The sequence below is a fragment of the Microcoleus sp. M2_D5 genome (genome assembly GCF_036701935.1).
Taxonomy (GTDB): domain Bacteria; phylum Cyanobacteriota; class Cyanobacteriia; order Cyanobacteriales; family Microcoleaceae; genus Microcoleus.
Genome location: NZ_JAUBRP010000035.1, coordinates 41,109 through 67,190, shown reverse-complemented (window position 1 = coordinate 67,190; position 26,082 = coordinate 41,109). Strand labels below are relative to the sequence as shown.

The window sequence follows — 26,082 nt, the reverse complement described above, 5'->3', positions numbered from 1 at the left end:
TGTGTCCTATTTTACAACACTTTGTGTATCCTGCTTACTTTTTTTTCTCTGCTACCCCTACTTATTGAGCCGATACCTAAAACCTTACCTTCGCTTTCCAAAGGAAGGATAATTTGCGAAGCGTAGGGGGATAAAATAGCAGTAGCACCCGCTTCTTGAATTAATTGAGGTTGACGTGTGTTGAAGGCCTTGTGAATAGGGCCGCCCTCTGGGAGGGCTGCAATATCTACAGGAATATGCGGGCCAAATAAAGTCATGCAAGCATTAGTGCTGTGCAGGCAAACGCTACAGTGTTCAAAGTCGAGCAACCATTTGGCTTGCTTGCCTAGTACCCGCAAAATCTGACCCAGATCGAGGGTGCGGTTAATGGCAGTGGCAACTTCGTTTACGGCGGAAATGCGGATGGAAAGCGCTTGAGCTTCTGCTAACAAACGGCGGGCTGTTAACAGAAGTTCTTCTCGATCTTGATCTTCTAGCCGATCGCCCATAATAGGGGTATAAAATATAGATTACAAAGCATCTATTTCGAGGGCTATTGCATCAGTATATCGGTTGACAAAGCTAAACAAGTCTGCTGTCGCAATAATTTCAAATATTTCCGAATCATCTAGCCCTAAATCCCGCAGGTTTTGGTAATCAGTTTCTGTCATTTCCAGGGGTTTTGTAGCAGCCAGCAAGCCAAAGGTAATTACGGCTTTATCACGTTTTGGCAAAGGGCAATTGGCAAAGTCAGAAACTAGGGTTCGCAGTAGTTCTTCGCTCATCCCCAAGGCTGATAATCCGTGCAGGTGAACTTGGAGAGCGTACTCGCTATTATTTGATTGGGAAATAGCGACGCCGACCATTTCTTTAAGCGTGCGGGGTAAGTCTCCTTGCAGGATTGTTCCCCGGAATTTTTTCCAATTTGCTTCTAATATGTCAGGGTTGATTGCCATTGACTTGAACAGGTTGGGGACGATGCCAAACCCCAAGTCTGTCAAGATTTCTTCGTAGACTGCTTTGGCTTTAGGATCTGTAAGTTGCTCGTATTCTATAAGTGGAAAGTGTGTCATTTTTTTGTTGAATTTTACGGCAATTAATTGGGTGATAATTTACGTTTTTGTTATGTAATGCCACTCAAAGGTCGATTTTAGGAATGAGAATTAAATAAAATCTACTTTTCATGTTTGTTGTGGGATGGGCGTCCCGCCCGTCCTTTCTGGGCGGGCGGGACGCCCATCCCACAATAAAAAAGGGAAATTATTTAATTGACGATCCTTACGACAGATATTGGCTTGAGTCGGATCGATAATAAAATGCACCGCTGTGAGCAAACCGCGAATCATGAAAATGAGCTAGCAACAAATCGGATTTTTGAGGCTGGATTAAACCTGTAATTATAGCAGTAACAGGCTCTCATAAAATTCTGTTGCGATCGGGTTTTACGAGTAATTTTAGATGTTTCCAATGGTTGTTGTCAAGTATCGGCAATTCATCGGGCGCGACGGCGTGAAATCTTACCACAACTCTTGAATTAGAGATGGCTGTTCGGTTAGCTAATTTTTAGGCAAAAAACACTGTTCGATCTCACATCTTGCACCATTGTCAAGAACAGGCTTTTGGGCCTGTTCCACAAAGAGTGAATTTTCTCGCTTCACAGGCCCCAAAGCCTGTTCCTAAAAAGCTTATTGAGAATGGTGCAACATCTCAGTTCGATCGAACTCCACAAATGGCCGCAATCTTATACTCCGGCGCGCACAGGGGAAGAAATAAAACGCTGTGCGATCGAGTTTATTGAATTAATCAGATGCTCAATAGACAACCCATGCCCCAGATCCGCTAGGCTAACGCCTGCGACTGGAGTTATCATGGGTAAACTGTAAACTTCTATCATTGTCGCTGCATTTGCTATGAACCCTGCCCTGACTCAATTTGGCGCTCAGATGTCCCACCTCACGGGAGTTCGGGCAATTATGAAAGATATTATTGAAACACTCCGAGCCGGCAGCGGGCAGGAGTTTATCAATTTGAGCGCGGGAAATCCGGTGATTTTGCCGGAAGTCGAGCAGTTGTGGCGCGACTGCACTGCGGAACTTTTGGCGAGCCCGGAATACGGCGAGGTGGTTTGTCGCTACGGTTCCAGTCAAGGTTATCAGCCCTTTATCAATGCGGTGTTGGCGGATTTTAATCAGCGTTACGGACTGAATTTGACCGATCGCAATATCCTAATTACTCCCGGAAGTCAATCGATTTACTTCTACGCAGCCAACGCTTTCGGCGGCTACACCGCACCCCCCCCATCCCCCCCTTACCAAGGGGGGGCTAGGGGGGGTAGCCTTAAAAATATCGTGCTACCGCTGAGCCCAGACTACACGGGTTACGGCGGCGTGAGCTTGATTCCCGAAGCGGTAGTCGCCTGCAAACCTACCCTCGATATTGATGCAGCCGCCCACAGGTTCAAATACCGCCCGGATTTCAGCCAATTGTCGATCGACCAAACCACCGGTTGCGTCATTTTTTCCCGTCCCTGCAACCCCACCGGCAACGTTCTCAGCGACGACGAAGTGAAGAAAATTGCCGATTTAGCGGCCGCTTTTGACGCGCCTGTGTTCGTGGATTCCGCCTACGGCCCTCCGTTCCCGTCCTTGAATTTTACCGAAATGACGCCGATTTTTGGCGGCAATATCGTGCACTGTATGAGTTTGTCGAAAGCCGGATTGCCGGGTGAAAGAATCGGAATTGCGATCGGCGATGAAAAAATCATTCAAATATTAGAATGTTTTCAGACCAATATGTGCATTCATTCGCCGAGATACGGACAGGCGATCGCAACTCGTGCCATTACGTCCGGCGCTCTTGCCGACATCTCCATCAACGTAATTCGCCCGTACTATCAAAGCAAATTTGCGATCGTAGAAAGCACTCTAGAACAAGCAATGCCGAAAGATTTGCCGTGGTTTTTGCACCGGGGCGAAGGAGCAATTTTCGCGTGGTTGTGGCTGAAAGATTTGCCAATCACTGATTGGGAACTGTACCAAGAGTTGAAAAAAGTCGGCGTAATTGTGGTGCCAGGAAGTTCCTTCTTCCCCGGTTTGCGGGAAGATTGGCAGCACAAACACGAGTGTATACGCATCAGTTTGACTGCAACAAATGATGAGATTGAAACTGCCATGAAACGCTTGGCTCAAATGGTTGAAAAGCTTTATCAGTCTTGATTTCTGATACCAAATCCGGCGAAATCCACCCCTTTTATGATGCGGCGGTTGAAACCGCTGTCGAGAGTCAAACAAAGTCCGAGTCCGATCGAGTGACCGCGATTAAAAGGGCGGGTTTTTGAGATTGTCAATTATTGACAGATATTTTTCGTGAACCCGCCCCTACCGTATTAGGGGTAATCGACCGGACATAATATCAAAAGCGATTTCAATCGCCGACTCGGATCGAGGAGTTTTTAACAATTAAACTACCCGATAAACAAAACTCAGAGTTGCCCAAACATTCACATCCAAAGCCAAATCATCCGTCGATATCCCCGCTTTCTGCACCCCCGGAATGCTAGCCGCGTGCAAATCTTCGAGTACCGCCCGCGCCACATTTAAAGGATTCAACAGCACTCGAATTGGCTGGGCATCCCTCGTTTGCTGGATCTCGGCTTCTATTGCAGCTAGAGTTCGATCGAAGGTAGTCTCACTAAATATAATTAAAGTTTCCGCAAGTCCGATCGGCGCAGATACCGGCCACCCGATCGTCCCAGCCGCCGGTACAATCAAATTCTCCCCCGGAGCGATCGCCCGCGACATCCCCCCCACAGCGTCTTTGCCCTCAGCGCCCAGCACGGAAAGCCGTCCCGCGCAGTCCGAGCAAAACACCGCAAAGTAAACCGGGCGATCGCTGTCGTTATACAATCTGCACTGAATTCGGCTGTTGTCGTTCACACTTAATATATGAGGACTGGCGGATTTCTCACTTTCTCCGCTCAGCGGTTCCAGCCGATAATCACCGCCGGCCCGCACCGGCTCTCGCTGCGCCACAGCCCGCGCTTGCGGTGCGGTAGTTGCCAGAACCGCCCGCACCTTCAGGCGCGAAGACCCCTCATTGGCTGTCAGCCGCAGCAACTTCCCAGCGTGCAGCGCTTTCAACTGCGGAGTCAAGCGCTGCACCGCCACCTTAACTGCTTCTCCCCCGTCGCCCTCAGTATCGGGAATCAGCGTTTGAGCCAAAGAAAACAAACCGTAACGGCTGGGATACAAAGCAGGCTCGTGAGCCGAAGAAGTTTCGGCTAAACTCGTTTCCGGGACTCTGCCGAACCGACAGTCAGCCAATTGCTCGCTGGCTACCGCCGAAACTTGCGGCACAGTCGCAAAAGCGCTGGTAGCGTCCACCCGCTCGATGCGTTCCAAACCCGAGTCCAAAGCTACTGTCAAACCGATGTTTCGCGGCAATACCCGAATTTCTTCCCTCACCACTTCGCCGACTGTTAATTGGCCGTCTGTTGGAGCAGACCCATCTAAAACTTGGGCTTTAGCAGAGAGGCCCGTGCGTCCCCGCAGCAACAGCCTCCCGCCCTCGGAGGAATCCACAGCAAACACAGAACCCTCGGAGCACTCCAAAACCGAGGGCGACAACCCCCCCAGCCACAACTGCACAGTTTTGCCCCCCTCTTCCACCGCCGTCACAGCGCCGTCAGATGCAGGGGAATTGAAGATTAAATTTGAAAAATTCACCGCCGGCGCGATTGTTAAATCGTGATTGAGAATTTGCGGTTGCTGCGATAACCCCGCCAGCTTGCTGTAAACATTGCCCGCAGCGCGACTGAAACTGACGCTGAAGCTGCTAGCGGGGGTTGCCCACCACAAAGTTTGGGTGAGGGCGTAGGTAAACAAACCTGCGGTAAATCCGCCCCACTCTTGTTCGGCGGCGAGTTGGGAATTCGCGCCTGCAGCAAGTACGGCGGCGGCAGGACGAAGATTTTTGCGGGTTCGGAGGCCTTGGGCAAACGTTAATTCTGCGAGGCGAGGCTGGCCGATGGTGGGGCGGGGGCGGGAGCGAATGCGAAAGTTACCGTTTTTGGAGAAACCCGGATAGGGGTAGCTGGTGTCGAGGATGGCGATCGCATTTTCTGTCGCGAGCGATCGCATCAACAGCAACAGCGTTTCCTCTAAAATATCGTTCACCGCCCGGTTGGCTAACAACGGCAAAACATCATCCGCCGGCACCAAACTGTTTTGGATTTTTCCAGGAGACTCGCCCAAGCTGACTCGGCTACCGCAGCCGCTAAAGTGAAAAACTACCACGTCACCGGGTTTTGCTTGTTGAGTCAAGTGAGTCACAAAAGCCGTCTCGATATTCTCCCTCGTAGCTTGAGCGTCAGTCAAAGTCAAAATGTCCGACGGCACAAACCCAAACCGATATATCAGCAGTTCCCGCTGCAATTCCACATCCGTGACGCAGCCGTGCAGGGGCGAGTCTGGATATTTGTCAACGCCCACCAACAAAGCCAATTTCCTGGCTGTCGGTTGCGCTAAGGCTTGGAGGTAGCCATCGCCCAACTGCAGCCACAGGGCCTCGCCGATTCCGATGGCGGCCAGCACCCGGCCAGCTTGCTGCAAAAATTCCCGCCGCTTGAGTCCCATTTTTAAATAGCTTTGAATTTTAAGTTGTGAATTTTCAGCTAAATTCCCCTCAATAATTTTAGGGAATTTAATTAAGTTGTGAGTGTTTAGTATTAAGATGATTTTTAAGTTTTAAGTTTTGAGCTTTAAGTTTAAAATTTCCCATTTAAAACTCAAAACTCAAAATTCAAAACTATTCAGAATGTCGCCGACACCCAAGTTCAAGATTTAAATCTCGTAATTGAAAATATTCATTGCCTTGGCTAATTCTGCGGCGACTTCCGGCCGGGAAAACTGCGGCGGCGGCAATTTTCCAGCGCGCAGCATTTCCCGAACTTTGGTTCCCGACAAATGCACCCGTTGTTCGGGAGTGCTCGGGCTTGTTTTAGTTGTAGCCATTTGTTCCGTCAGCGTGCAATAGAAAGCGTGCTCGAATTTCATCGGCACAATTCCCAATTCTCCCGGCTCAAATTCATCAAAAATATGTTGGGCATCGTAAGTGCCGTAATAATCGCCAACTCCAGCGTGATCGCGCCCCACGATAAAGTGAGTGCAGCCGTAGTTTTTGCGGATTAAAGCATGAAAAATTGCTTCTCGCGGCCCTGCGTAGCGCATCGCCGCCGGATTAATTGCCAAAATTACGCGATCTTTTGGATAGTATTTTTCTAGCAGAATTTCGTAGCAGCGCATCCGCACATCAGCGGCGATGTCGTCCTCCTTAGTAGTCCCCACTAGCGGGTGCAGGAACAAGCCGTCTACTGTTTCTAAGGCGCATTTTTGGATGTATTCGTGAGCCCGGTGGATGGGGTTTCTGGTTTGGAAACCGACTATGGTTTTCCATCCTTTTTCTTTGAACAGCATTCTCGATTTCGCCGGGTCAATTTGGTATTGGGGAAAACGGGGATCTGGTTCGCGTTCCAGCAGCCAAATGTCGCCTGCGAGGTTAACAGGCCCGGATTTGTCTACTACCTGGACACCCGGGTGTTTGAGGTCGTCGGTGCGGTAGACGTTGAGGGCTTCTTCTTCTTTACTGTAGTGATATTTTTCTGCAAGTTCCAAGAGCCCGACAAATTTGCCCGACGGCGAGTCGAGGCGCACTAAAGTTCCTGCTTTCAGGGGGGCGGCGACTTCTTCTGTTACCGAGAGGGTGATGGGAACCGACCAAGGAAGGCCGTTGGAGAGGCGCATTTGTTTGACGACCGATCGATAATCAGCTTCGTTCATGAACCCTTTGAGGGGACTCAGGGCGCCGATGGCGATCATTTGCAGGTCGGAGATCGATCGATCCGACAACTGGACTCGCGGCAAGACTTCTGCTTTATCGAAAAATTCTTGTCTTTGGTCTAGTGTGGCAATGCGGTTGACCAGGATGCCGCCGTGAGGGGCAATGCGGTCTGAATGCTGGCTCATGTCTATTTGAAGTTGTGGGTTTTAGCTGCCAGAGTACATAGTACCAAGTGCGGGCTGCAAATCTACATTTTTTAATTGTTCTGGACTCGTGCAGAACGCTGCTTTTGTGGCGCTGTAATTCTTTAAATGTAAACTCGCGCACTGAAAACTCTAAACTTTCCCCTCAAGTCTGGACTTGAAATTCTTCGGGATCTATTCCCCAATTTACCCAGCTAATCGCTTCTTTAGCCGATCGCACTTTTGGCGGCACTCGCAAAGCATGAAAGTGTCCCGTACTCGGACAAGTCATCTTTAACAAATAAATTGGCTCTATGTCAATATTATTCTCAATTTTCAACAAAGTATATTCTTAGTAGGGGTAGCCCCCGTGGCTACCCACTTATCCAATTCAGTTGCTTGCAATTCTTGACAAATTTTCGGATAGCCGATCGCCTGAATCAAAACTCGCCGCACTTCGGCATTCTGTTCTGTTAACAGCCATGAAGCTTGCCAAGATTGGGGCAGAACTTGACCGATTGTTTTCGGCACTCGGACGCCGCGATAAGAGTATACACTGAACTTGTCAGCAAATTCAACCGCTGGTTGACATAAAGCGCGGAGCAAATATTCGCTGTCAAAATGAAGTTGGATCCGGCGATCGCACACAAAGCACATTTTCTCAAACGGGTAAATCCAGCCGCAGTTTTCCATCTGAAATCTCCCGCCCAACTTCCTTGCTAATTTGACGTAAACTTCGTCTTTAACTGAAGGTGCAGTTGATTCATCAGTTGAGCGCGATTATTGGTACAGCTATATTAAATGAATTCCGGTTGTATTGGAATGATTAAACCGCAGAGGGCGCAGAGAATACAGAGAAACGGAAGAGACAGATGAATTATTTCGATGCCCAGGGATTTGATATTACAGCATATTCGGTGGTTCATGAAGTACAGGAGCAGCTATATTATGTGGTGTTAGTCCGTAGGGTGCGTCGCTCCTTCATATTTGATAAAGATTGCAGATTGACGGGTGTATCCGCACCGATGCTTGCGTCTCTCTTCTTGTGTCTACCGCATATACATGGAATATGCTGTATTTTATTTTTGGTAATTTTTTTCGCTATCGCCTCTGGTAAAAAATTATTATTAAGTTGGTAATAACCAGGAAATTTTCCTCTAAACCTATTTTATTAGATTCGTCAATTTATTGGTATAAATTAACAATTGTTTGCAAAACACCTAAAATCATAGGAACATTATCAAGACAATAAACATCAACATCAATAATCAAATTATTTCCTTCTAATTTAAGAAACCGCCAGACAACGCCAGTAGTTACGCAGCCATATATTGCAGGTATGGAATTGTGTTCGCGTTCGTTAAATAGCTGAGCAGCTACCATTTGTGCGGCACACTGTGGCAAACAAGACTCTATTTCTCCGCCTTTAGTTTCTCTCAATGCAAAAACCGGAACTTTAATTTCAAAATCAAACGGCACGGAAGACATTAGAAAGTCGCATTCCCCATTCAATCCCAGCTCAGCATCTACATCAAATGACCAACCAGAAAACAGAGAAAATTGTCTGTTGTTCCTTTCTCTAAATTCTAACAGAATAGGAGAAATAATCCGTTCCGCACGCTCTTTTACAGTTGTAACAGCAGTGTTAGAACTAATTTCGATTGCTCTCCAAAGCCATGCGGAGGGTTCTACGGGAACCACCTTGGCACTCAAAATAGGACTGAGTGATAGCTCTAATCCAAATCGCTCTTCTAATTGTTGGAAAGTAAAGGATTTGTAAGACATATTTCTCAGATAAATCGTTGAAACTCTAGATTACTTGGAGATATAAAGCGAGTTGACAGACGCTAAACTCGTTTGTATACAGGACTTACGCCTTAGAAACCCGGTTTCTGGGTAAATCGTGGTTTTATAGAGAAGTATCTAGGAAGAAACAGGGTTTCTAACCCCCGTCCCGAAGTCCTAATATAGCAACCATTGGATAATTTGTGAACCTCTCTTTTCTTCCTTCTTTCCACTTCTTTCTCTCGCCCGATAACTCAATCCTTCTTCCCTCTTTCTTGTTTCTTCTTTCTTCTATCCGTTACATCCGTTACAAAATCCGTTGCCGAACTTCCCTCTTCCTGCTAAACATTTAACCACTCAAGGAGTAGCCTGGGCGCGGGCAACAAAATCATTAACAAAAGCCCGATCGCCAGCAGCCCCAAAAAATCCCGCCGATTATCCAATTCGCTGACATCATTCAACGCCGGTTCGTCGTTGAGTGGCGTCAAAAACAAAATAATCGCCCACAGCAGCAAACCCTGTTCCAAAAAAGAAAGCAGCAGCATACAAAGTCTAGCAACTTGCCCGATCGCCATACTCGCTCGCTGGCCGAACATCGCGTGTACAATGTGCCCGCCGTCGAGTTGTCCCACCGGCATCAAATTAAACGCCGTCACGATCAAACCCAAATAACCCGCCACCGCTACTGGATGCAAATCGATCGCAGTTTCCGCATTGAAAGCACCGCCCAAGGTTAACTTGCTCAACAAAGTCATCAGCAGCGAAAAACTGGGTTTGAAAGAGTCAAAATTTAACATTCCCGACTTCTCAGACAGCGGTACAATAGTCGAATGATTCAAACCCCAAATTAATAATGGCACTGCCGCAACTAAACCCGCCAGGGGCCCGGCAATACTAACATCAAATAAAGCTCGGCGGTTGGGAATTGGGCTCCGTATTTGAATGAATGCCCCAAAAGTTCCCAAGAAAAAAGGAATCGGAATAAAATAAGGCAAAGTCGTGCGAATTTTGTAAAATCTGGCCGCTAAATAGTGGCCGGATTCGTGAATTCCCAAAAATGTAATGAGAGCCAGCGAGTAAGGCAAACCCTGCAGCAACATTGATGGGTTGGACTGCAAAGCTTGTTCAGTAACTCCGGCAAGTCGCGCCCCGACAAGCGTAGTCGTAAACACCGCGATCAGCAGCAAAGCTAATGCAAAAAATGGTCGGGTTACAGATTCGGTTTTGACAGGAGTTTCGCCTGATTGGTGGCTGGGATTGGGAACTATAGCAAAAAAAGGTTGACCGCTCAAGCTGTTTTGAAATACTACTAAAAAGCGATCGCCAAAAAGTCTCTCCACATTCTCCCGAATTGCCTCGTAAGCCGCCTCCGGGTTGGTTCGCAACTGTCCGCGACAAATTACAGCCTGGGGCCGAAATTCCAAATCTCGCAAAAAGTAAATTGACCAAGGAAAACAATCGCGCAAACTCGCTTCTTCTGCAGCATCGATCGGGCGCAGGGGCGGTTTTGGCTTTGCAGGTTCAGTCTCCGAGTCTGCTACCTGCTGTGCAGTTTCGGCGGTAATTTTCTTGCGCCCCAACTGTACCAAAAACCAATACAAAAAAGGGCAAACCAGAAAAGGTATAATTACCAACTCCGGCGGTACAGTTTTGCTGGTGCCGTAAACTAACATCCAACCAGTCCAAATCAGCGCGGGCGCCATCATTACCAGCCACAGCAGCCATATCGGAGTCCTGGTGATGCGGCTGGTGCCGTTTTGCAACAAGAAGTACGATATCAGCCCCAATACGAACAACCATAGTAAAAAGAACATAATATTTATCCCATTCCCTTCTGAAATACTTCCTTGAAACAACAGAGTTCAGTCTCCAAACAACCCAGGCCCGTGCTCGACAATATCCTGGCTTTCCCCCCTAACCGGGATACCCTGGGTGCAACAGCCTATTTCATTGTAGAAAACCAAACTAACATCCTGGTGGATTGTCCCGCTTGGGATGAGATTAATCAAACTTTTTTGCGGGATCGCGGCGGCTTGGGACTGCTGTTTCTCACCCACCGCGGCGCTATCGGCAAGGCGCGCGAGATTCAGGAAGCCACGGGATGCCAGATCCTGATTCAAGAGCAGGAAGCTTATTTACTGCCGGGTTTGAAGGTGACGGTTTTTGAGCGAGAATTTGTTGTGAGCGATCGAATCAAAGCATTTTGGACTCCCGGCCATTCTCCTGGTTCCTCTTGCCTTTATCATAGTGGCAGCGGTGGAGTGCTGTTTTCGGGCAGGCACTTGCTTCCCAACCGAGAAGCCGCCCCAGTACCGCTGTTGACGGCAAAAACTTTTCACTGGCCCAGGCAAATTAACAGCGTGAAGTCAATTATCGATCGATTTTCGCCGGAAACTTTACAGTATATTTGTCCCGGTGCAAATACTGGTTTTTTGCGGGGAAAAGGATCGATCGATCGAGCTTTTGAGAAATTAGCCAATCTGGATTTAGCTGTTTGTTTGCAGTCAAAACCTGAACCCTAAATGTATGCTACAACATTAAAAAACGCTCTGACGCGCTAATTATAGCGGTAAGGTGCGCCTAGCGCACCTATATTATCCCTCTTCTGTCACTTTCGGTAGAGATGATTATCCTACTCCTATTCTAATTAAAGTACGGTGCGTCGCCACCAGAATTCTGATTGTTTGCGACAATCAATGAGCGACGCACCCTACCGCTATACTCTCGCCCGAAGTGACAAAAGAGAGTTATTATTCAATCTCTTAGAGAGGAAGTTCGTTGGCGAATTAGCCGTTTCAACCGCCGATTCTTACCGTGGAAAAAACTGTGGAAAAAACCGAAAAACAAAAAATGCTCGCCGGCGAATTGTATTTAGCGGCCGACGAGCAATTAATTTTAGAGCGCCAGCGAGCCCGCCGCCTCGCCAGAACCTACAATTCTACCCGCGAAGACGAACCAGACAAGCGGTTAGAAATTCTCGCAGAATGGTTCGGTGCAGTTGGGCCAACAGTAGAAATCGAGCCACCTTTCTACTGCGACTACGGCAGCAATATTTATGCTGGAAACGGATTGTATATGAATTTTGGCTGCGTGATTCTCGACTGCAATCGAGTTAACATTGGCGAGAATTTGCTGTGCGGGCCCAACGTACAAATTTACACCGCTCTTCACCCCACAGACCCGGAAATTAGGCTTTCTGGCCTAGAACTCGCCGCTTCCATTAATATTGGCAATAATGTTTGGATTGGCGGGGGCAGTATTATTTGTCCGGGAGTCACTATTGGCGACAATAGCACGATCGGCGCAGGCAGTGTGGTTGTCAAAGATATTCCCGCAAACGTCGTGGCGGCGGGGAATCCTTGCCGAATCATCCGGCATCTACCTTGATGTGGTACGATCGACACAATCGTGCGATCGGCTCCTTGGAGCTTAACCAAAAAATTTTAGCTATTAGAACCGCCGGTTTGAGATTTTTTACGTAAAATCCCCGAAAAAAACCGTGGAATAAATCTCAAATCTCAAATCTCAAATCGCTTAATTTCTCGTTCCCGGTTTCCACACTACCAAGCTTTTCTTATGACTACTGCAACAGTTTATCCCAACGCTCCCGACCTCTGCACCGACGACTACATAGCAGTCGGTGTAGCTACCTGCTTCATCAAAGAAGAAGGCGAAGTTTTTCAAGTGCCCGTAATCGAAGCTATTCCCTCAGCAGCTTTAGAAGCAATTGTCAAGGGAATTCCGACATCCTATTTAATGATTTGCGGGACGACTTTGGGAGCAGTGCTCGACGGCGAAACACCCAAAATGTTGCCGGAATTCCCGACATCATCTCAGTTTAGCGAAGAATTTGGCTTTCGGGCGATCGCCGCTGCCCGCACTTACAAAATCCGCCCCCAAGCTCAACTTCACATTCCCTTGGGAACAGTTCGCAACGACTTTACTTATTCCTTAGAACGCAAAAGGGTGCTCAACTCCGAGCGCATCATTCGCACTGAAGACAATGTGAAACAGCACGAACACACTCACAAGGTTCTTTAAACAAATCCCGCAACTGGGGCAATTTAACAGTGCCTCAGCCAGCGGATGCACCGCAAAAATTTTTGATTGTTGAGATGTAAATTAAAGATTTAACAAGTTTTTCCTTCATTAATAATGAACGAAAAACTTTTAACCTTTCGTTATTAAGCAATACTGCTGACAGTTTTTGATGACAACCGTAGAATAAGGGTTTTAAGGCGATTCAGCAATCGAACTATCAACTGAAAATCTAGGGTTTCAGACTACCAAGTAAAAACCGTCAGGACTTTTGATTAAGACACACACCAAGCATCTCAACCTAAAAAGTCTACTTCTCACATCACCTAAATAACATCAATTATTAACGCCTGTCAAAAAGAATTAAGTAGTTGATGAATCTTTTTAATTTGTCAAAAAAGTGGTATAATATTATTCCTGTTTAACAAAGTGATATCAAATCGAGTAGCATCAGAATTAATATTACCCACCGCTTTCGACACGGCAGTGCCGTGTCCTTACAATTAATCTGGGTAGGAAAACGGCACTGCCGTGTCCTTTATATCATAAGGAGTGTAACCGGAAACGATAGGAGCCGCTCGGCGGGAAAAAAATTAAAAAATCCCGGCAATTATTAAATGCTAGTAGTTTAAGACTACTAGCGGGCGGGCGAGTATATCGTAGGTGAGCTAAAGATTTCAATATCACAAATTGGTCAAACCATGCGAAGCTTTGCGAGAGTAAAGTGGTGGAAATTAACTAGACTATTGCCAGCGGGATTAAAGGGCGAATACCATCTTGGGTACCAAACTGCGCTCTTAATTTTGGGCGTAACAATTCTGGCAGCTAGCATTACTGGTTGTATCAGCTATCAAAGCGTTCGCCGCTTGATTATTACCAAAAGCGAGCAAAATGCTTTGTTAGAAGTTAGGGAGCGCGCCAACAAGATCGATCGCTGGCTCGGCACTAGAAAGGCTGAGATCGAAATCCTTGCCAATACTGCTCCCGTTCGTTCGATGAATTGGTCAGTGGCAGAGCCTTATTTAAAATCGGAAGTAAATCGACTACAAAAATTCCAATACTTGGCATTAATTGATCCCGACGGTTCTTATTTCACCACAAAAGTGGGCAGAGCGTTGATTAATATTAGCGACCGCCAACACTTTAAAAAGGCAATGGCTGGGGAAGTCTATGTTTCAGATCCTACCATGTCTCGCACGCTCAAAAAACAAAAGATTGTTCCCATTTCGGCTCCGGTGTGGTCAAGTTCGGTAAATTCTATTGGTAAAACAGCACAAAAGCCGATCGGAGTAATGAACGGCGTCATTAGCATGGATCGAATTGCCCAAGTAATAAGAAAGCTGGAATATGACCCCGGAACTTACGCTTTTGTTCTCAATTCTCAAGGAGTGCCGATTGTCCATTCCGACGCTAGGTTAATCGGAAATATCGACAATTCTGCTCCCAGTCTTTTAGAGTCTGCAGATGCTAATTTGGCAAATGTAGCGCGGGAGATGGTTTATCAAAAAACTGGCATTGTGCTGACTCAAATCGACGACGCCAGAGTTTATGTTGCCTATCTTCCTTTAGAACAAGCTGAATGGTCGATCGCCCTTGTAATTCCCCGCGACAATCTCGAAAAAGAACTCCTTCCTTTCAAGATACTAGCAGTAGCCGTCGGCATACTTGCCGCCGCAGCTATTTTCTGTGCAATTGTGGCGCTCAAGCTGTTTGCCCTAAATGGCATTCGCAGTCGCACAGAAGCCCTTCTCCACCGCTTGACCGGCCGCATTCGCGCTTGCTTGGAGCTCGATCGCATCCTCCAAACTACAGTAGACGAACTCGGTACTTTGCTGAAGCTCGATCGAGCAATTTTCGCATGGTACGATCCCCGACAAGATACTTTAGAATTTGGCTGGGAATATTGCCGGGAAGGTTTGCCGGGGCGCTTGGGAATCTTTGGCGTTCCAGGAGGGCCCTCTGGAGATTTAGCTGCACGGCTTCACCGCTGCGAAACGGTACTGCTACATAAAACCGGTACCCCTGATGCCACAGCGTCTGAGGAACACCCCCATATCGAACTTACAAATAGTCGCTACGCAGCAGTACCCGTACTAACCGAGAATCATCGGCTGGGATACCTGTTGGCCTGTGCAAACCGCCGATTTGCGACTTCTGACGAGGTGCAAGTTTTGGAAGCAATTGCCGACTCGCTGGCGATTGCAATTTCCCAATCCCAACTCCACGGCCAAGTTCAAGAAGAACTCAAACTTTTGGAAGAAGTATTAGCCAAACTCAGAATCACCGAAGAGCATTTAGCACAAAGCGAAAAAATTACAATGGTGGGTCAACTAGCCGCCGAAGTTGCCCGGGAAATCAATAACCCGATTAACTTTATTTACGGTCGCCTGATACACCTCAATGATTATATCAAAGATTTGCTCCATATAATTCGCCTCTATCGCCAACAATATCCCGAACCTGTGCCGCGAATTGCCAAAAAGATAGAGACTTGCGACCTAGATTTTATCAGCCAAGAGTTGCCGCAAATCCTCAATTTTTTGAAAATAGGAGCCGATGGCATTCGCCAGATAGTCCTGGCTTTGCGAAAATTTTCACTTCCTGACGAAGCCAACAAAGAACACGCCAACGTTAATGAGAGCATCGACAATATTTTGCTGTTGCTGGCTCACAGACTGGAGCAAAAAATATTAGTAGTCAAGGAGTACAACAACCTGCCACCAATTTTGTGTTATCCCGGTCAACTGAGCCAGGTATTCGGGAGTCTCATCATCCATGCTATAGATGCAGTTAAAACTATTGAAAGGTCGGCTCAAATTATTACTATCAAAACCGATATTTTTGAGGATGATACAGGCAGGTTTATTGTTGTATCGATCGCCCACAATGGTTCGACAATTCCGCCGGAAATTCAACAAATAATATTTGAGAAATTTGGCCATACTAAATCGTTTAAAAAATTTACAGGATTGGATCTGTCGGTGTGCTATAAAATTATTGTAGAGTTGCACGGTGGCAGGCTGAAAGTTGAATCTCCGGTTCAACCTAAAATTAAATCTCAAACTGGGGGCGGTGCTGAGTTTATGATAAAATTGCCGATCGTTTGATATCGCATTTTGCCGCCAGGGAAACCCGTCGCCAATCTTGCTAGCAAGCGGCGCGAAAAGCTTAATTTGGCTTCATAGGATCGTCAATTAAATAATTTCACTTTATTCTTGTAGGATGGGCGGGACGCCCATCCCACAAAGGACGGGCAGGACGCCCACCCACAAAGGACGGGCGGGACGCCCACCCACAAAGGACGGGCGGGACGCCCACCCACAAAGGACGGGCGGGACGCCCACCCAGAAAGGACGGGCGGGACGCCCATCCCACAAAGGACGGGCGGGACGCCCATCCCACAAAGGACGGGCGGGACGCCCATCCCACAACATTGATGAAAAGTGGATTTTATTTAATTCTCATCCCATAGTCAAGACTTTAGTCATCATAAAACGGAGGGCTGAAGTCCTCAGTATAGAGCTAACTATCATTTGTTAATAAAAATTGATAGCCTAGGATTTTAGGGAAATAATAAAGGTGCAACCACAGCAAACAACCAGCCTCCCATTACCAAGACTTCCGCAACAATTAATAAAATATTTCTGTTCATTTTCACATTAAGCATTTTCACATTAAGAGCGATCGACCAAAGAGCGAATTTTCTTCCACCAAGCAGCCGGCGAATCTTCCGGGCGATATGCGGCATCAAACATCGACAAAATTAGCGGCCAACCCCCCACCTTCGCACTCATCAACAAGTGCATTGCCAGACAAAATACCAATACCACCCAACCAGAAGCGTGTAAATAATACCAAACCTGCGTCAATTCCCCAGCCGGCAGCCATTCTTCCTTAACCATACTGCCAGAAGCGATCGCCCATGTGAGTGCCAGCAACATCAACGTATTCACAATCCGGTGCAAACTGTACCACCAAATCGGTTTTCCCAACTGCGTTAGTTTCCCAAAAGAATCCGGCTGCACCAAGCGTTTTTGACCTGCGCGGAAACTGTACAATGCAAAAGCCGGCATTATTCCTAACAGCAACATCTTGCCAAAAGTGCCGTGAATCCCGATAATATCGGCAATCTGAGGCACGGGGACTTTGCCAAACCGCCCATCGTAGGTGTTGTAAACCAGAAATGCGCTCAAAATTGCTAAAAGGGCGATCGCAGCGTTAACCCCATGCAGTAACCTAAGCAGCAATGGCTGGTAGGGTCTAGATTGCGGCATAGTCAATTCTGCTACTTGATAAATAATCTTTTACAGAATATAGCTAAGCGCTGATTTTTTCAACCCTCGCCAATTGTGAAATAAATGTGAGTCAAAAATGAATATATTATGATAAAAACGCAATTATATCAAAATATCGTGTAAACTAAAACAGTCAAGAGGAATACTTTACTTAGGAATGAGAATAAAATAACTTCCACAAGTTTGTGGGATGGGCGTCCCGCCCGTCCTTTTTGGCCCATCCCACAATAACAATAAAAATTGTAAGTTATTTAATTCGCGCTCCTTATAACACCTAACATTTTACAAAAATGGATGCAGCAACTACCGTTTTACTTTCCTTGGGACTAGCAGCAGATGCTTTTGCTGTCGCTGTTTCTAGCGGTTTCGCAATCAAACACATGAAGGTGAATAAAGCTTTTAAAATCGCCTTATTTTTCGGAGGTTTTCAAGCTTTAATGCCTCTGATAGGATGGTTGCTCGGTCTTAGTTTTAGTTTTTTAATAACACCGATAGACCATTGGATAGCTTTTGGGATTTTGAGTTTCATTGGCGGGAGAATGATTTATGAATCGCTGCAAAACGAAGAATGCGAGAAAAAGTTCAATCCCTTAGATACGGGGACTTTGATAACGCTGTCGGTGGCGACGAGTATCGATGCCCTCGCAGTTGGCATCGGATTTGCAGTGCTAAAAACTTCGATCGGCCCTGTCGTTAGTGCGATCGGATTTATTACTTTCTTTGTCGTATTTGCTGGCGTGTTCATCGGCCACAAGTGTGGCAAGTTATTTGGAAATAAAATAGAGTTTCTCGGAGGCGTAATTTTAATTGCGATCGGCAGCAATATCTTATTTTCGCATTTAACAGAAGTGTCGGCAGTCATCATTCATTAGAATGCTACAATAATAATATTGCGTTAAAGGATAAAAATTCCGTGCTGAAACTTTACGGCGGAGCTCGCAGCAGAGCATCAATTGTCAAGTGGTATTTAGAAGAAATCGGCGTTCCCTACGAATTTGTGATGCTAGATATGCAAGCAGGGGCACACTTGCAGCCAGAGTATCTCGAAATTAACCCGATCGGCAAAGTACCAGCGATCGCCGACGGAGATTTTAAGCTTTGGGAATCCGGCGCAATTCTGCTGTATTTAGCTCAAAAACATGGTAAAATGCCAGACACTTTGGAGCAGCAAGCTCAAATCGTGCAGTGGGTCACGTTTGCTAACGCCACCCTGGGGCCGGGAATATTTACAGAAGCAACTCGCGATCGCGAAACTCCCAAGTTGTTAAAACCGTTAAATGAAATCTTCGAGAAACAGCCATTTTTAATGGGCGATGAATTCGGCGTAGCCGACGCAGCAGTCGGGTCAATGTTGGCTTACATTCCGATGATGCTAAAACTAGACCTCAGTGCTTATCCCGCCGTTGTAGATTACATCAAGCGGATCTCAGATAGACCGGCATTCAAAAGTGCGATCGGCGGTAGCTGAAGGAAGGCACTACACGGACTAATTATTCATCTCTCTCTTCTCGAACTCTGCGGTCTCTGCGGTCTCTGCGGTTAAATCATTCCGAAACAACCGTAAACGAGATCGGCCCAAAAACTCAACACGTAAAAGCAGGAGCAATTCATAAATTGCCCCTGCTTTTAGCAAAATCAAACTTATCTGAACCCGACAGCCGCCTGCCAAACAAAAGCCAGCAGCAAGAAAAATACGGGAATGACCGGCAAAACATTAACCAAAGGCTCAAAAATCGAATAAGCTTCGGGCAGTTTTGCTAAGAGTAATGCAGCTTCCATGAATCAACCTACCTATCCAACACAATTTTCATAATTGTCGCATATCTTCACCCAAGGCAATCACGATCGATCGACTCTCGGTGCAAGCCAGTAGGCAAACTCTTGTGTAAATCGATCGGCCAAAATCGCCTCCCGCATCCTCCCAGTAAAGCGAATCAACTCCGTCACATTGTGAATCGCCAGCAAAGTATAGCCCAGCACTTCGTTAGCCCGCGCCAAATGGGCCAAATAAGCCCGACTGAATTTTTGGCAGGTATAACAAGGACAAGACTCATCCAGCGGAGCAAAATCCTCCCGGAACCGAGCATTTTTCAAACTCCAGCGTTCCCCACGAACAAAAGCCGTCCCGTGGCGGGCCAGCCGAGTCGGAATCACGCAGTCAAACATATCTACTCCACTCGCCACCGCCAGCGCCATTTCCCGATAAGTCCCAATCCCCATCAAATAACGCGGTTTATTTGCTGGCAACAGAGGCGCAGTCACCTTCACAATCTCTGCGATCAAATCCCCCGATTCCCCGACACTAACGCCGCCGATGGCGTAGCCTGGTAAATCCAAATCTACCAACTGGTTCGCCGCGCGCGATCGCAAATCGGGGAAAACGCCCCCCTGGACGATCCCGAACAAAGCTTGATCCGGGCGCGAGTGAGCTTGAATGCAGCGTTGCAGCCAGCGGTAAGTGCGATTTGTGGCAGCCTCCACCTCCTCCCGCGTAGCGGGGTAAGGAGGACACTCGTCAAAGGCCATAATCACATCGGCGCCCAACTGATTCTGAATTTCGATCGATCGTTCCGGCGTCAAATTAATCATGCGGCCATCGCGGGGAGAGCGAAAAGTCACCCCATCATCAGTAATCTTCCGCATTTGGCTCAAGCTAAACACCTGAAAGCCGCCCGAATCCGTCAGCATCGGGCCCGGCCAAGCCATAAATTTGTGCAATCCGCCCGCGCCTGCGACAATCGCTTCCCCCGGCTGCAAGTGCAAGTGATAAGTATTTGCCAAAACCATTTGAGAACCCGCCGCCTCAAGATGTGCCGGGGTCAAAGTTTTGACATTAGCTAGCGTCCCCACTGGCATAAACTTAGGGGTTTCCACAACACCGTGGGGAGTGGCAAAAACCCCTGCACGCGCTTGGGTATGGCTGCAATTAGCCTGACATTTAAAAGTAAATCTCGCGTTGTCTTCAGTCATTAGTCCCCGACGATCGTTAACCGCTACTCGGCAGTCCGTGTTATCTAATCTATTGTTGATGACATCGCGACAAAAAACTCATGACCGAGAATTTCTAGATGGTACCCGCCACGCGATTTATCCGTGGAATCAATCCAAAATCGACAATCTAAAATCCTCAAGCCCCCGAATTTATAAGAGCGCAAGTCAATCCAAAATCCACAATCGAAAATCTAAAATCGAATGACCCAGCCCAAAAACGGATACAAGTTTCCGACAATCGCCGTGGAGGGCAAAAAATTTTAGACCTTAGTTCTAACTCCCAGATTCACTGCGCTGCAAGTAAATCTAAAATCTAAAATCTAAAATCTAAAATCGACTGACTGACCATTAAAAGGGGGAATCATCTTCGTCCAATTGCAGATCCCAGTTGCCTGAGAGTACCTGATCGACAACCGCATCCAAAGCCGCAGCATTTAAATTTCGGGCGAATTGCTCTTGCAAAGGATTGGAGAGGGGAATTAACCGCAACTGCCGTCCATCTTGAATCAGGTCAAAATAAGCACCATCTTCGGGGGACTGTTTCAGTTCCAGGTAATCAAAACTATACACGTTCAAATAAAGCGCATGGTTGGCAATCAGGGTAGAACGGTGGGGGTTGGCGAAGACTTCGAGCACATAACCTTCCCCTTCGCTGTAAATCTTGCCATCTTGTATGTGAAGGTAGCGGACACGTCCTAAATCAAACAGCAATCTTTTGATATCGCGTTTGTTGACGACAATCCCTGTATCGATGATGCAAGGAGCAACTACCCTGTTATTCAATTGGTCGTGACTCATGGAGTAAAAGCCTCTGTTGTAGTGTATGTTCCCGTCTTGAAAATCAGGGAGTTAGCTAGAATTCTTGGTACGGGAAACGCGGATATTGAGTTTAGTCATTTTAGATAGGGAGCTTTGGGATCGCTGCCGACAGAGGTTTTCCGGGGAAAAGAGGGGGCGACAGGAGGAATGCTCGATCCAAAAAACTAGGGTGTTACAGTCCAATTCTGGCACACGCTAATCGATTGACAACTGCATACCAGATGAAAAATTTTCTATCTTATGGTGCATGATAAATGGGTTCGCTCTACGATCGACTTTTTCCGGAATCAAGGCGCTGCCATCGCAGCCGCAGTCGCTTTTTATACTTGTTTGCCGGTACCGGTGTCTTGGACTTTGGAGTTTCGGGGCATTGCCCGCTTGGCACCGGCGATCGGGCTGTTGGTTGGGGGGATGCTGGGACTGGCGGATGTTGGGTTGCAGTTGTTGGGAATGCCTGCTCTGACTCGATCGGCCTTGGTGGTAGTATCGGGCATCGCCGTGACTGGCGGGCTGCACCTAGACGGCGCTATGGACGCGGCAGACGGGCTGGCTGTACCCGACCCCGTGCGCCGGCTGGAAGTCATGCGGGACAGCGTTACAGGAGCCTTTGGGGCGATGGCTGCGATCGCGATCGTCCTGCTGAAAACTGCCGCTCTCTCGGACTTGAATAACTATCGGTGGCTGGCTTTGATGGGTGTCGCCGGTTGGGGGAGGTGGGCCCAACTGGTGGCGATCGCCCGCTATCCCTATCTCCGGGCCGAGGGTAAGGGAGCTTTTCACAAAGAATCGATTTATTCTCCTTTTGATTTTATCCCCGGTGTGCTGTTGCTGCTTAGTTTGAGCGTGGTGCAAGTTGTCTTGGAGGGCGATCGGTGGCTGCTGGCGGCGGGGATGGCTTTGGGGGGAAGTGCGATCGGAATTTTTGCCGGAGCCTGGTTTAACTACCGTTTGGGCGGCCACACGGGCGATACTTACGGTGCTGTAGTCGAGTGGACGGAGGCTTTATTGCTGTGTCTTTTGGCGGCTTTGGAAGGTTAAATTGTTTCTGAGTTAACGGCATCATTCTGCATCATCCAAACGAAAAAGCTGAGGATTTGCTCAACAGGAGGCAGAGGATAGACGGATAAGTCGATCGTCACAATTTGGTTTTCGAGTTTGATAAATTGCCATTGAATGCCATTACTCACGCTCCCATAGATGATGGGGATGTTTTTTTCTTTGGCTTGATTGAAGCGTTGAGCGGCAACCATTTCGGCAATACACTGACCCAATCCGCTTTTGAGGTCGGTCTTTTTAGCTTCGACAATTACAACGGCGGGGGCTTCAATTTCTAGGACTTCGGACGATCGCGCCAGCAGAAAATCAAACACTCCATTCAGTCCGACAGCTTCGTCGATGGTGAAGTCTTCGCCGGAAAAAAGGCTAATTTGGCGATCGAGAATCCGCCTCACTTCCAGCAGTACGGGATAGATAATTCCTTCCGAGCGCGCTTTTTCACTTCCCGATGTGGCGACGATGGGAAGGCTATCTTTGAGGGTGCCACTGAGAATGTCTGAGGGTGCGATCGGGTTTAGCGGAGGTATAAAGCGAGATCCCTCTTGGACTGTGAGACCGAAAGCTTGTTTCGCTTTGGCGATCGTAGTAAATTGACAGTATGGCATAATTTTTTTAGTTCACCATTATAGGTTTTGTTTGGGTTTAAATTACAGTGTAAATTAGGTTAAACTGTAAAATAGTTACTCTGTTATTGATTGTTGAAACTATTACTTGAGTGCCGAACTATCCGGCTGCCGAAGACTAGAAGAGGCGGAAATCCGAACTCGCATCAGATATGTTTTATCCTGCTGACTGCCAATTGCTGCGTTAAATTATATAAAGCTAACCTCAATTTTTTTGAAAGCTATGGGATACTTGATTGCTGCGATCGTCCTCGGAATGTTAATTTGGGCTGGGTTCGAGATTGTCCAAACAATCCGCAATTGGGAAACGAATCCCGAAGAAACCACCAGCAAAATTCAAGCTGAAATGATCCAAGAAACATATCGCGGTCAATTTGGTGCCGATGCGCTGGAGGGAGGGAGTCAAGCTGTCGGAAACGCACTCCACGCCGGCCACTGCGCCGCCGAAGCTGCGACTTGCGAATCTGCTCCAAGTGCGATCGGTCATGTGGTAGAAGGCTTGTTGCACGTGCTACACCATTAATATCGTGTCTGCTAGCGTAATATCAAATCTATTAGCATCGGAATTATTGATATCTCTAATCTCTTCATCTGCGTGAATCAGTGTCAATCCCTTGTCCGGGGCGGTTAACAAATTCTCTTTTTTTAACCGCAGATGAGGGCAGATAAACACAGATTAACGCAGATGAATTATATCAATTTCGGTTGCAACATCGGTGATTGTTGACTGTTGACTGGATTTTACTATTCCGACATGATATCACAACACAAAATGAATGGAAAATGCCACTGCAAACTTTCCATTCATTCTCAATTTTTACGCTTTCGGGTCAACCCAAACCGTCATCCCCTCAACCCTCAAACCTTTGCCGCGAGTGCCGCAATATTGACCGTTAGCAGTAACAGGAGTATCGCCCACATTCTGAATGTGAGCCGTATAAAATACGTCGTATTTATCAGCTTGCTGCCCTGTCAGCCGCGCGGCAAATCCCTCAATGCGCTTGGCTTTGCCCCGGAAACCGGCTAGCTCCCCTTCCGAGATCCAAGCAGTATCGCCAACTCCTTCAACGTGAGCCATGTACTGCAAATTTAAACCGGCAACGGGAGGCTCTATTTTAATTTGAAATCCTTCCACGCGGCGGCCTTGCGCTTTAGTACCCGCATATTCTCGATCGCTAAAAGTTCGATCGCCAATTCCTTGAATGTGCGCCAACACTTTTAAACCCACAGGCGCTGCAACTTGGGAACTCGCAGACTGGGCGATCCAAACTTTGATACCCTCTATTCTCAAAGCTTTGCCGCGAGTGCCGCAATATTCGCCGTTGGAGGACACCTCGGTGTCGCCGATATTCTGAATGTGAGCGCTATAAAATACGTCGTACTTATCAGCTTGCGGCCCGCTCAACCGCACGGCAAATCCCTCAATTCGTTTCGCTTGACCCCGAAAACCGGCCAATTCTCCTTCGCCGATCCAAGGAGTATCGCCAACACCTTCGACGTGAGCCATGTACTCGACATTTAAACCGGGAATTGGGGGATCGATATTAATTTGAAATCCTTCGACGCGCCGCCCTTGAGCTTTAGTACCCGCGTATTCTCGAGCACCGAAAGTTCGATCGCCAATTCCCTGAATGTGCACCAAAACTTTGATTCCCAAACCGCCCTCTACTGCCACCGCTGGTTGAATGTTTCGGGGTGCGCCAAAAACAATGTTCCCGGAACCGGTTGTCTGAAGAGACTTAGGTACTTCCACGCTGGGAACAATAATTACCTCGTGCATGGGGACAGAAGGCGCGGGGGATTCCAAAATCTGGATCTGTGGCGCAACTGTAACTTGTTTCGGTGCCACATTTCCTGACGGGATGACAATCACTTCTGGCAAAGGTTCGGCGCTGATTTTTTGTTCTGGCGCTGCTTTAAATGCGGGTTCGACTTTTGCAGGTGCTGCTTTTACCATCTCAGCAATGGTTAATTTGCCTCTGGAAATGGCTACGGCTATTTGTTTGCCAAAAGCGGCGCTGACTGTTTCTTCGAGAATTACCCACTGTTCGTCGTCTAATTTGTCTTGCTGTTCCACTAGGGCGAGCACTGCTGAAACTGGGTGTTTGCCGCTGACTAAGGATTCTGCGTCGGAATGCAGTTGAGTTGGGGTTGATTCGGAAATCGCGCGCTGCAGTTCGCGGGCTCTGGCATGAACTGATTGTAAGGGGGCGAAGTCGCTTTGTTCGCGGTGGGCGATCGCCAATACTCGATCGAGCACTTTCAATGCTGCATCGCGAATTTCTGCTTTACCTTCGGAAGCTGCGGCAGTCTCGACTAAGTTTTTAATGTCTTTGAGGGAAGCAATTTCCCCCGGCGCGATCGCCGATTTGTTTGCTTCGATAGCTTGTTTTTGAACTGCTGCAAAGTTGCGGCTGTAGGTAGCTACTTCTTGCAGCAAGCTGTCAGAGGGAGGAAGGCCGGAGTCTTGCAGTTGTTTGGCTGCTTGGGAGAGGCGATCGGCCAAATTAGCATAAGTTTCCGATAGTCGGGCTATTTGTTGTAGCAAATCTTTATGTGCTGCTTCCATAGGGGTCTTGCCGTAGTAAATATTTAACTTGCTGATTATAGACGTTGAGCGTCTTCTGAAGGTAGAAGGCAGTAGTCATCAGTCATTAGTCCCAGGGAAAAAGAAAAATGCTCCCACTCTCCGACTCCCCCACTCGGACACTCTCCGACTTCCCCACCCAGACACCCGGACACTCTCCGACTCCCCACACTCGGACTCCTCCTCTGACATCCCCCGTGCGATCGCCGTCACAACAGTGCAAATACTTAGTCACACAAGGAGACTCCGGCTGTCACGAGTGGCCCGTCACAATGTCACACCTATCGAGCAATAGCCGTCACTGCTGATTCTGTGAAAACATTCGATACTTAGGCTTGAACCAATAAAATCCGGAAGTGTTATGGTACTAATTCGCGACCTCGCCCAGCAAGCTCTGGCTCTGGGCTATCTAACTCTTGAAGCCGAAAATCAACTGCGGCGGATGTTAACTACCACCAAGTATGACTTGGAAGACTTAAATGCTTTTATGGCTTTGCAACTAGCAGCCATGTCGGGAGGAGTGAAACAAGAGTCTCGCGAGCTGAGAAAATTTGAAATTTTTGGCGAGACGGCTTCCAAAATTTCCTGTTAGTAATTAGTTGGCTTTTGATTAGTTTAAATTTAGTAAGGGACATTTCTACCGTGCAGATTCGTGAAGTTATAAAACAAGCTATTGACGTTGGATATCTGAGTTTGGAAGCGGAAAAGGAAATGCAGCAAGTTTTTTCCTCAGCTAAGTGTGATTTGGAAGATTTAAATGCTTTTATGAGCTTGCAGTTAGCTGCGATGGCGGGTCGCGTGAGGCAAGAGTCTTTGGAATTGATGAAGATGCCAATTTTTTCGGAGAGAAGTTAATTTTTTTATTAAGCCATTGCTCCCTCTAAGTATTA

Annotated in this window: 26 protein-coding genes and 1 pseudogene; 12 read left to right on the top strand and 15 right to left on the bottom strand. The window is 47.4% G+C overall.

The window, feature by feature from the left end:
• Positions 1-11: 11 nt before the first annotated feature.
• Positions 12-488 (bottom strand): hypothetical protein, encoded by a 477-nt coding sequence (locus QUA50_RS16395; RefSeq protein ID WP_333265104.1) that lies wholly within the window; start codon positions 486-488, stop codon positions 12-14.
• Positions 489-509: 21 nt separating this feature from the next.
• Positions 510-1,052, bottom strand: coding sequence for a peroxidase-related enzyme (locus tag QUA50_RS16390; RefSeq protein WP_333076808.1), 543 nt, complete (start codon positions 1,050-1,052; stop codon positions 510-512).
• Between the two features lie 837 nt (positions 1,053-1,889).
• On the opposite strand from QUA50_RS16390, the gene QUA50_RS16385 reads away from it, so the two are divergent.
• The gene (locus QUA50_RS16385; RefSeq protein ID WP_333265103.1) at positions 1,890-3,194 is read left to right on the top strand and encodes a valine--pyruvate transaminase; all 1,305 of its coding nucleotides are present in this window, start codon (positions 1,890-1,892) and stop codon (positions 3,192-3,194) included.
• On the opposite strand, the gene QUA50_RS16380 is transcribed toward QUA50_RS16385, so the two are convergent.
• The 6 genes and pseudogenes from QUA50_RS16380 to QUA50_RS16355 form a co-directional block, all read right to left on the bottom strand.
• Complete coding sequence (locus QUA50_RS16380; protein ID WP_333380171.1) at positions 3,185-3,325, bottom strand: hypothetical protein; 141 nt, start codon at positions 3,323-3,325, stop codon at positions 3,185-3,187. The genes QUA50_RS16385 and QUA50_RS16380 overlap by 10 nt on opposite strands.
• 112 nt (positions 3,326-3,437) lie before the next feature.
• Entirely contained in the window at positions 3,438-5,612 is a 2,175-nt protein-coding gene (locus QUA50_RS16375) for a caspase family protein (RefSeq protein ID WP_333265102.1), read from the bottom strand.
• Between the two features lie 207 nt (positions 5,613-5,819).
• Positions 5,820-7,001, bottom strand: a complete 1,182-nt coding sequence (sat, locus tag QUA50_RS16370; protein WP_333265101.1) for a sulfate adenylyltransferase — start codon at positions 6,999-7,001, stop codon at positions 5,820-5,822.
• Between the two features lie 163 nt (positions 7,002-7,164).
• Positions 7,165-7,691, bottom strand: a pseudogene (locus tag QUA50_RS16365) (DUF6745 domain-containing protein); the annotation flags it as partial.
• Between the two features lie 492 nt (positions 7,692-8,183).
• Positions 8,184-8,783 carry a hypothetical protein gene (locus QUA50_RS16360; protein WP_333265100.1) on the bottom strand — a complete coding sequence of 200 codons (600 nt, stop codon included), beginning with the start codon at positions 8,781-8,783 and terminating at the stop codon, positions 8,184-8,186.
• Between the two features lie 341 nt (positions 8,784-9,124).
• The gene (locus QUA50_RS16355; RefSeq protein ID WP_333265099.1) at positions 9,125-10,597 is read right to left on the bottom strand and encodes a site-2 protease family protein; all 1,473 of its coding nucleotides are present in this window, start codon (positions 10,595-10,597) and stop codon (positions 9,125-9,127) included.
• Positions 10,598-10,630: 33 nt separating this feature from the next.
• On the opposite strand from QUA50_RS16355, the gene QUA50_RS16350 reads away from it, so the two are divergent.
• From QUA50_RS16350 to QUA50_RS16335, 4 genes are all read left to right on the top strand, one after another.
• The gene (locus tag QUA50_RS16350; RefSeq protein ID WP_333265098.1) at positions 10,631-11,305 is read left to right on the top strand and encodes an MBL fold metallo-hydrolase; all 675 of its coding nucleotides are present in this window, start codon (positions 10,631-10,633) and stop codon (positions 11,303-11,305) included.
• Between the two features lie 304 nt (positions 11,306-11,609).
• Positions 11,610-12,170, top strand: a complete 561-nt coding sequence (locus QUA50_RS16345) for a sugar O-acetyltransferase (protein WP_333265097.1) — start codon at positions 11,610-11,612, stop codon at positions 12,168-12,170.
• A gap of 189 nt (positions 12,171-12,359) precedes the next feature.
• Complete coding sequence (locus tag QUA50_RS16340) at positions 12,360-12,824, top strand: hypothetical protein (RefSeq protein ID WP_333265096.1); 465 nt, start codon at positions 12,360-12,362, stop codon at positions 12,822-12,824.
• A gap of 800 nt (positions 12,825-13,624) precedes the next feature.
• The gene (locus QUA50_RS16335) at positions 13,625-15,928 is read left to right on the top strand and encodes a cache domain-containing protein (RefSeq protein WP_333265095.1); all 2,304 of its coding nucleotides are present in this window, start codon (positions 13,625-13,627) and stop codon (positions 15,926-15,928) included.
• 102 nt (positions 15,929-16,030) lie between these two features.
• Here the strand turns inward: QUA50_RS16335 and QUA50_RS16330 are convergent, their stop codons facing one another.
• Together QUA50_RS16330 and QUA50_RS16325 are read right to left on the bottom strand one after the other, a co-directional pair.
• Entirely contained in the window at positions 16,031-16,255 is a 225-nt protein-coding gene (locus QUA50_RS16330) for a hypothetical protein (protein WP_333265094.1), read from the bottom strand.
• A 240-nt stretch (positions 16,256-16,495) separates the two neighbouring features.
• On the bottom strand, positions 16,496-17,095 hold the full coding sequence (locus QUA50_RS16325) for a cytochrome b/b6 domain-containing protein (RefSeq protein WP_333265093.1): 600 nt from the start codon (positions 17,093-17,095) through the stop codon (positions 16,496-16,498).
• 311 nt (positions 17,096-17,406) lie between these two features.
• Between QUA50_RS16325 and QUA50_RS16320 the strand changes: the two genes are divergently transcribed.
• On the top strand, positions 17,407-17,988 hold the full coding sequence (locus QUA50_RS16320; protein ID WP_333265092.1) for a manganese efflux pump MntP family protein: 582 nt from the start codon (positions 17,407-17,409) through the stop codon (positions 17,986-17,988).
• Positions 17,989-18,029: 41 nt separating this feature from the next.
• On the top strand, positions 18,030-18,584 hold the full coding sequence (locus QUA50_RS16315) for a glutathione S-transferase family protein (RefSeq protein ID WP_333265091.1): 555 nt from the start codon (positions 18,030-18,032) through the stop codon (positions 18,582-18,584).
• Positions 18,585-18,757: 173 nt separating this feature from the next.
• Here QUA50_RS16315 and QUA50_RS16310 read toward each other — a convergent pair whose 3' ends face one another.
• From QUA50_RS16310 to QUA50_RS16300, 3 genes are all read right to left on the bottom strand, one after another.
• On the bottom strand, positions 18,758-18,895 hold the full coding sequence (locus tag QUA50_RS16310) for a photosystem II reaction center protein K (RefSeq protein ID WP_006634808.1): 138 nt from the start codon (positions 18,893-18,895) through the stop codon (positions 18,758-18,760).
• Positions 18,896-18,955: 60 nt separating this feature from the next.
• On the bottom strand, positions 18,956-20,086 hold the full coding sequence (gene tgt / locus QUA50_RS16305) for a tRNA guanosine(34) transglycosylase Tgt (RefSeq protein WP_333265090.1): 1,131 nt from the start codon (positions 20,084-20,086) through the stop codon (positions 18,956-18,958).
• Between the two features lie 369 nt (positions 20,087-20,455).
• Positions 20,456-20,905 carry a hypothetical protein gene (locus QUA50_RS16300; RefSeq protein WP_333265089.1) on the bottom strand — a complete coding sequence of 150 codons (450 nt, stop codon included), beginning with the start codon at positions 20,903-20,905 and terminating at the stop codon, positions 20,456-20,458.
• Positions 20,906-21,166: 261 nt separating this feature from the next.
• Between QUA50_RS16300 and cobS the strand changes: the two genes are divergently transcribed.
• Entirely contained in the window at positions 21,167-21,964 is a 798-nt protein-coding gene (gene cobS, locus QUA50_RS16295; protein ID WP_333265088.1) for an adenosylcobinamide-GDP ribazoletransferase, read from the top strand.
• Here cobS and QUA50_RS16290 read toward each other — a convergent pair.
• Positions 21,961-22,587: a hypothetical protein gene (locus QUA50_RS16290; RefSeq protein ID WP_333265087.1), complete on the bottom strand. Its 627-nt coding sequence runs from the start codon at positions 22,585-22,587 to the stop codon at positions 21,961-21,963. The two genes, cobS and QUA50_RS16290, sit on opposite strands and share 4 nt — an antisense overlap.
• A gap of 241 nt (positions 22,588-22,828) precedes the next feature.
• On the opposite strand from QUA50_RS16290, the gene QUA50_RS16285 reads away from it, so the two are divergent.
• Positions 22,829-23,128 carry a hypothetical protein gene (locus QUA50_RS16285; RefSeq protein WP_333233050.1) on the top strand — a complete coding sequence of 100 codons (300 nt, stop codon included), beginning with the start codon at positions 22,829-22,831 and terminating at the stop codon, positions 23,126-23,128.
• 294 nt (positions 23,129-23,422) lie between these two features.
• Here the strand turns inward: QUA50_RS16285 and QUA50_RS16280 are convergent, their stop codons facing one another.
• On the bottom strand, positions 23,423-25,174 hold the full coding sequence (locus QUA50_RS16280) for a hypothetical protein (protein ID WP_333265086.1): 1,752 nt from the start codon (positions 25,172-25,174) through the stop codon (positions 23,423-23,425).
• Between the two features lie 107 nt (positions 25,175-25,281).
• On the opposite strand from QUA50_RS16280, the gene QUA50_RS16275 reads away from it, so the two are divergent.
• Genes QUA50_RS16275 through QUA50_RS16265 form a run of 3 tightly spaced genes read left to right on the top strand, consistent with a single transcriptional unit; the run spans position 25,282 to position 26,047 of the window.
• Positions 25,282-25,500 (top strand): hypothetical protein, encoded by a 219-nt coding sequence (locus QUA50_RS16275; RefSeq protein ID WP_333265085.1) that lies wholly within the window; start codon positions 25,282-25,284, stop codon positions 25,498-25,500.
• Positions 25,501-25,553: 53 nt separating this feature from the next.
• Entirely contained in the window at positions 25,554-25,784 is a 231-nt protein-coding gene (locus QUA50_RS16270) for a hypothetical protein (RefSeq protein ID WP_333265084.1), read from the top strand.
• 50 nt (positions 25,785-25,834) lie between these two features.
• Positions 25,835-26,047, top strand: a complete 213-nt coding sequence (locus QUA50_RS16265; RefSeq protein ID WP_333265083.1) for a hypothetical protein — start codon at positions 25,835-25,837, stop codon at positions 26,045-26,047.
• Positions 26,048-26,082: the final 35 nt, after the last annotated feature.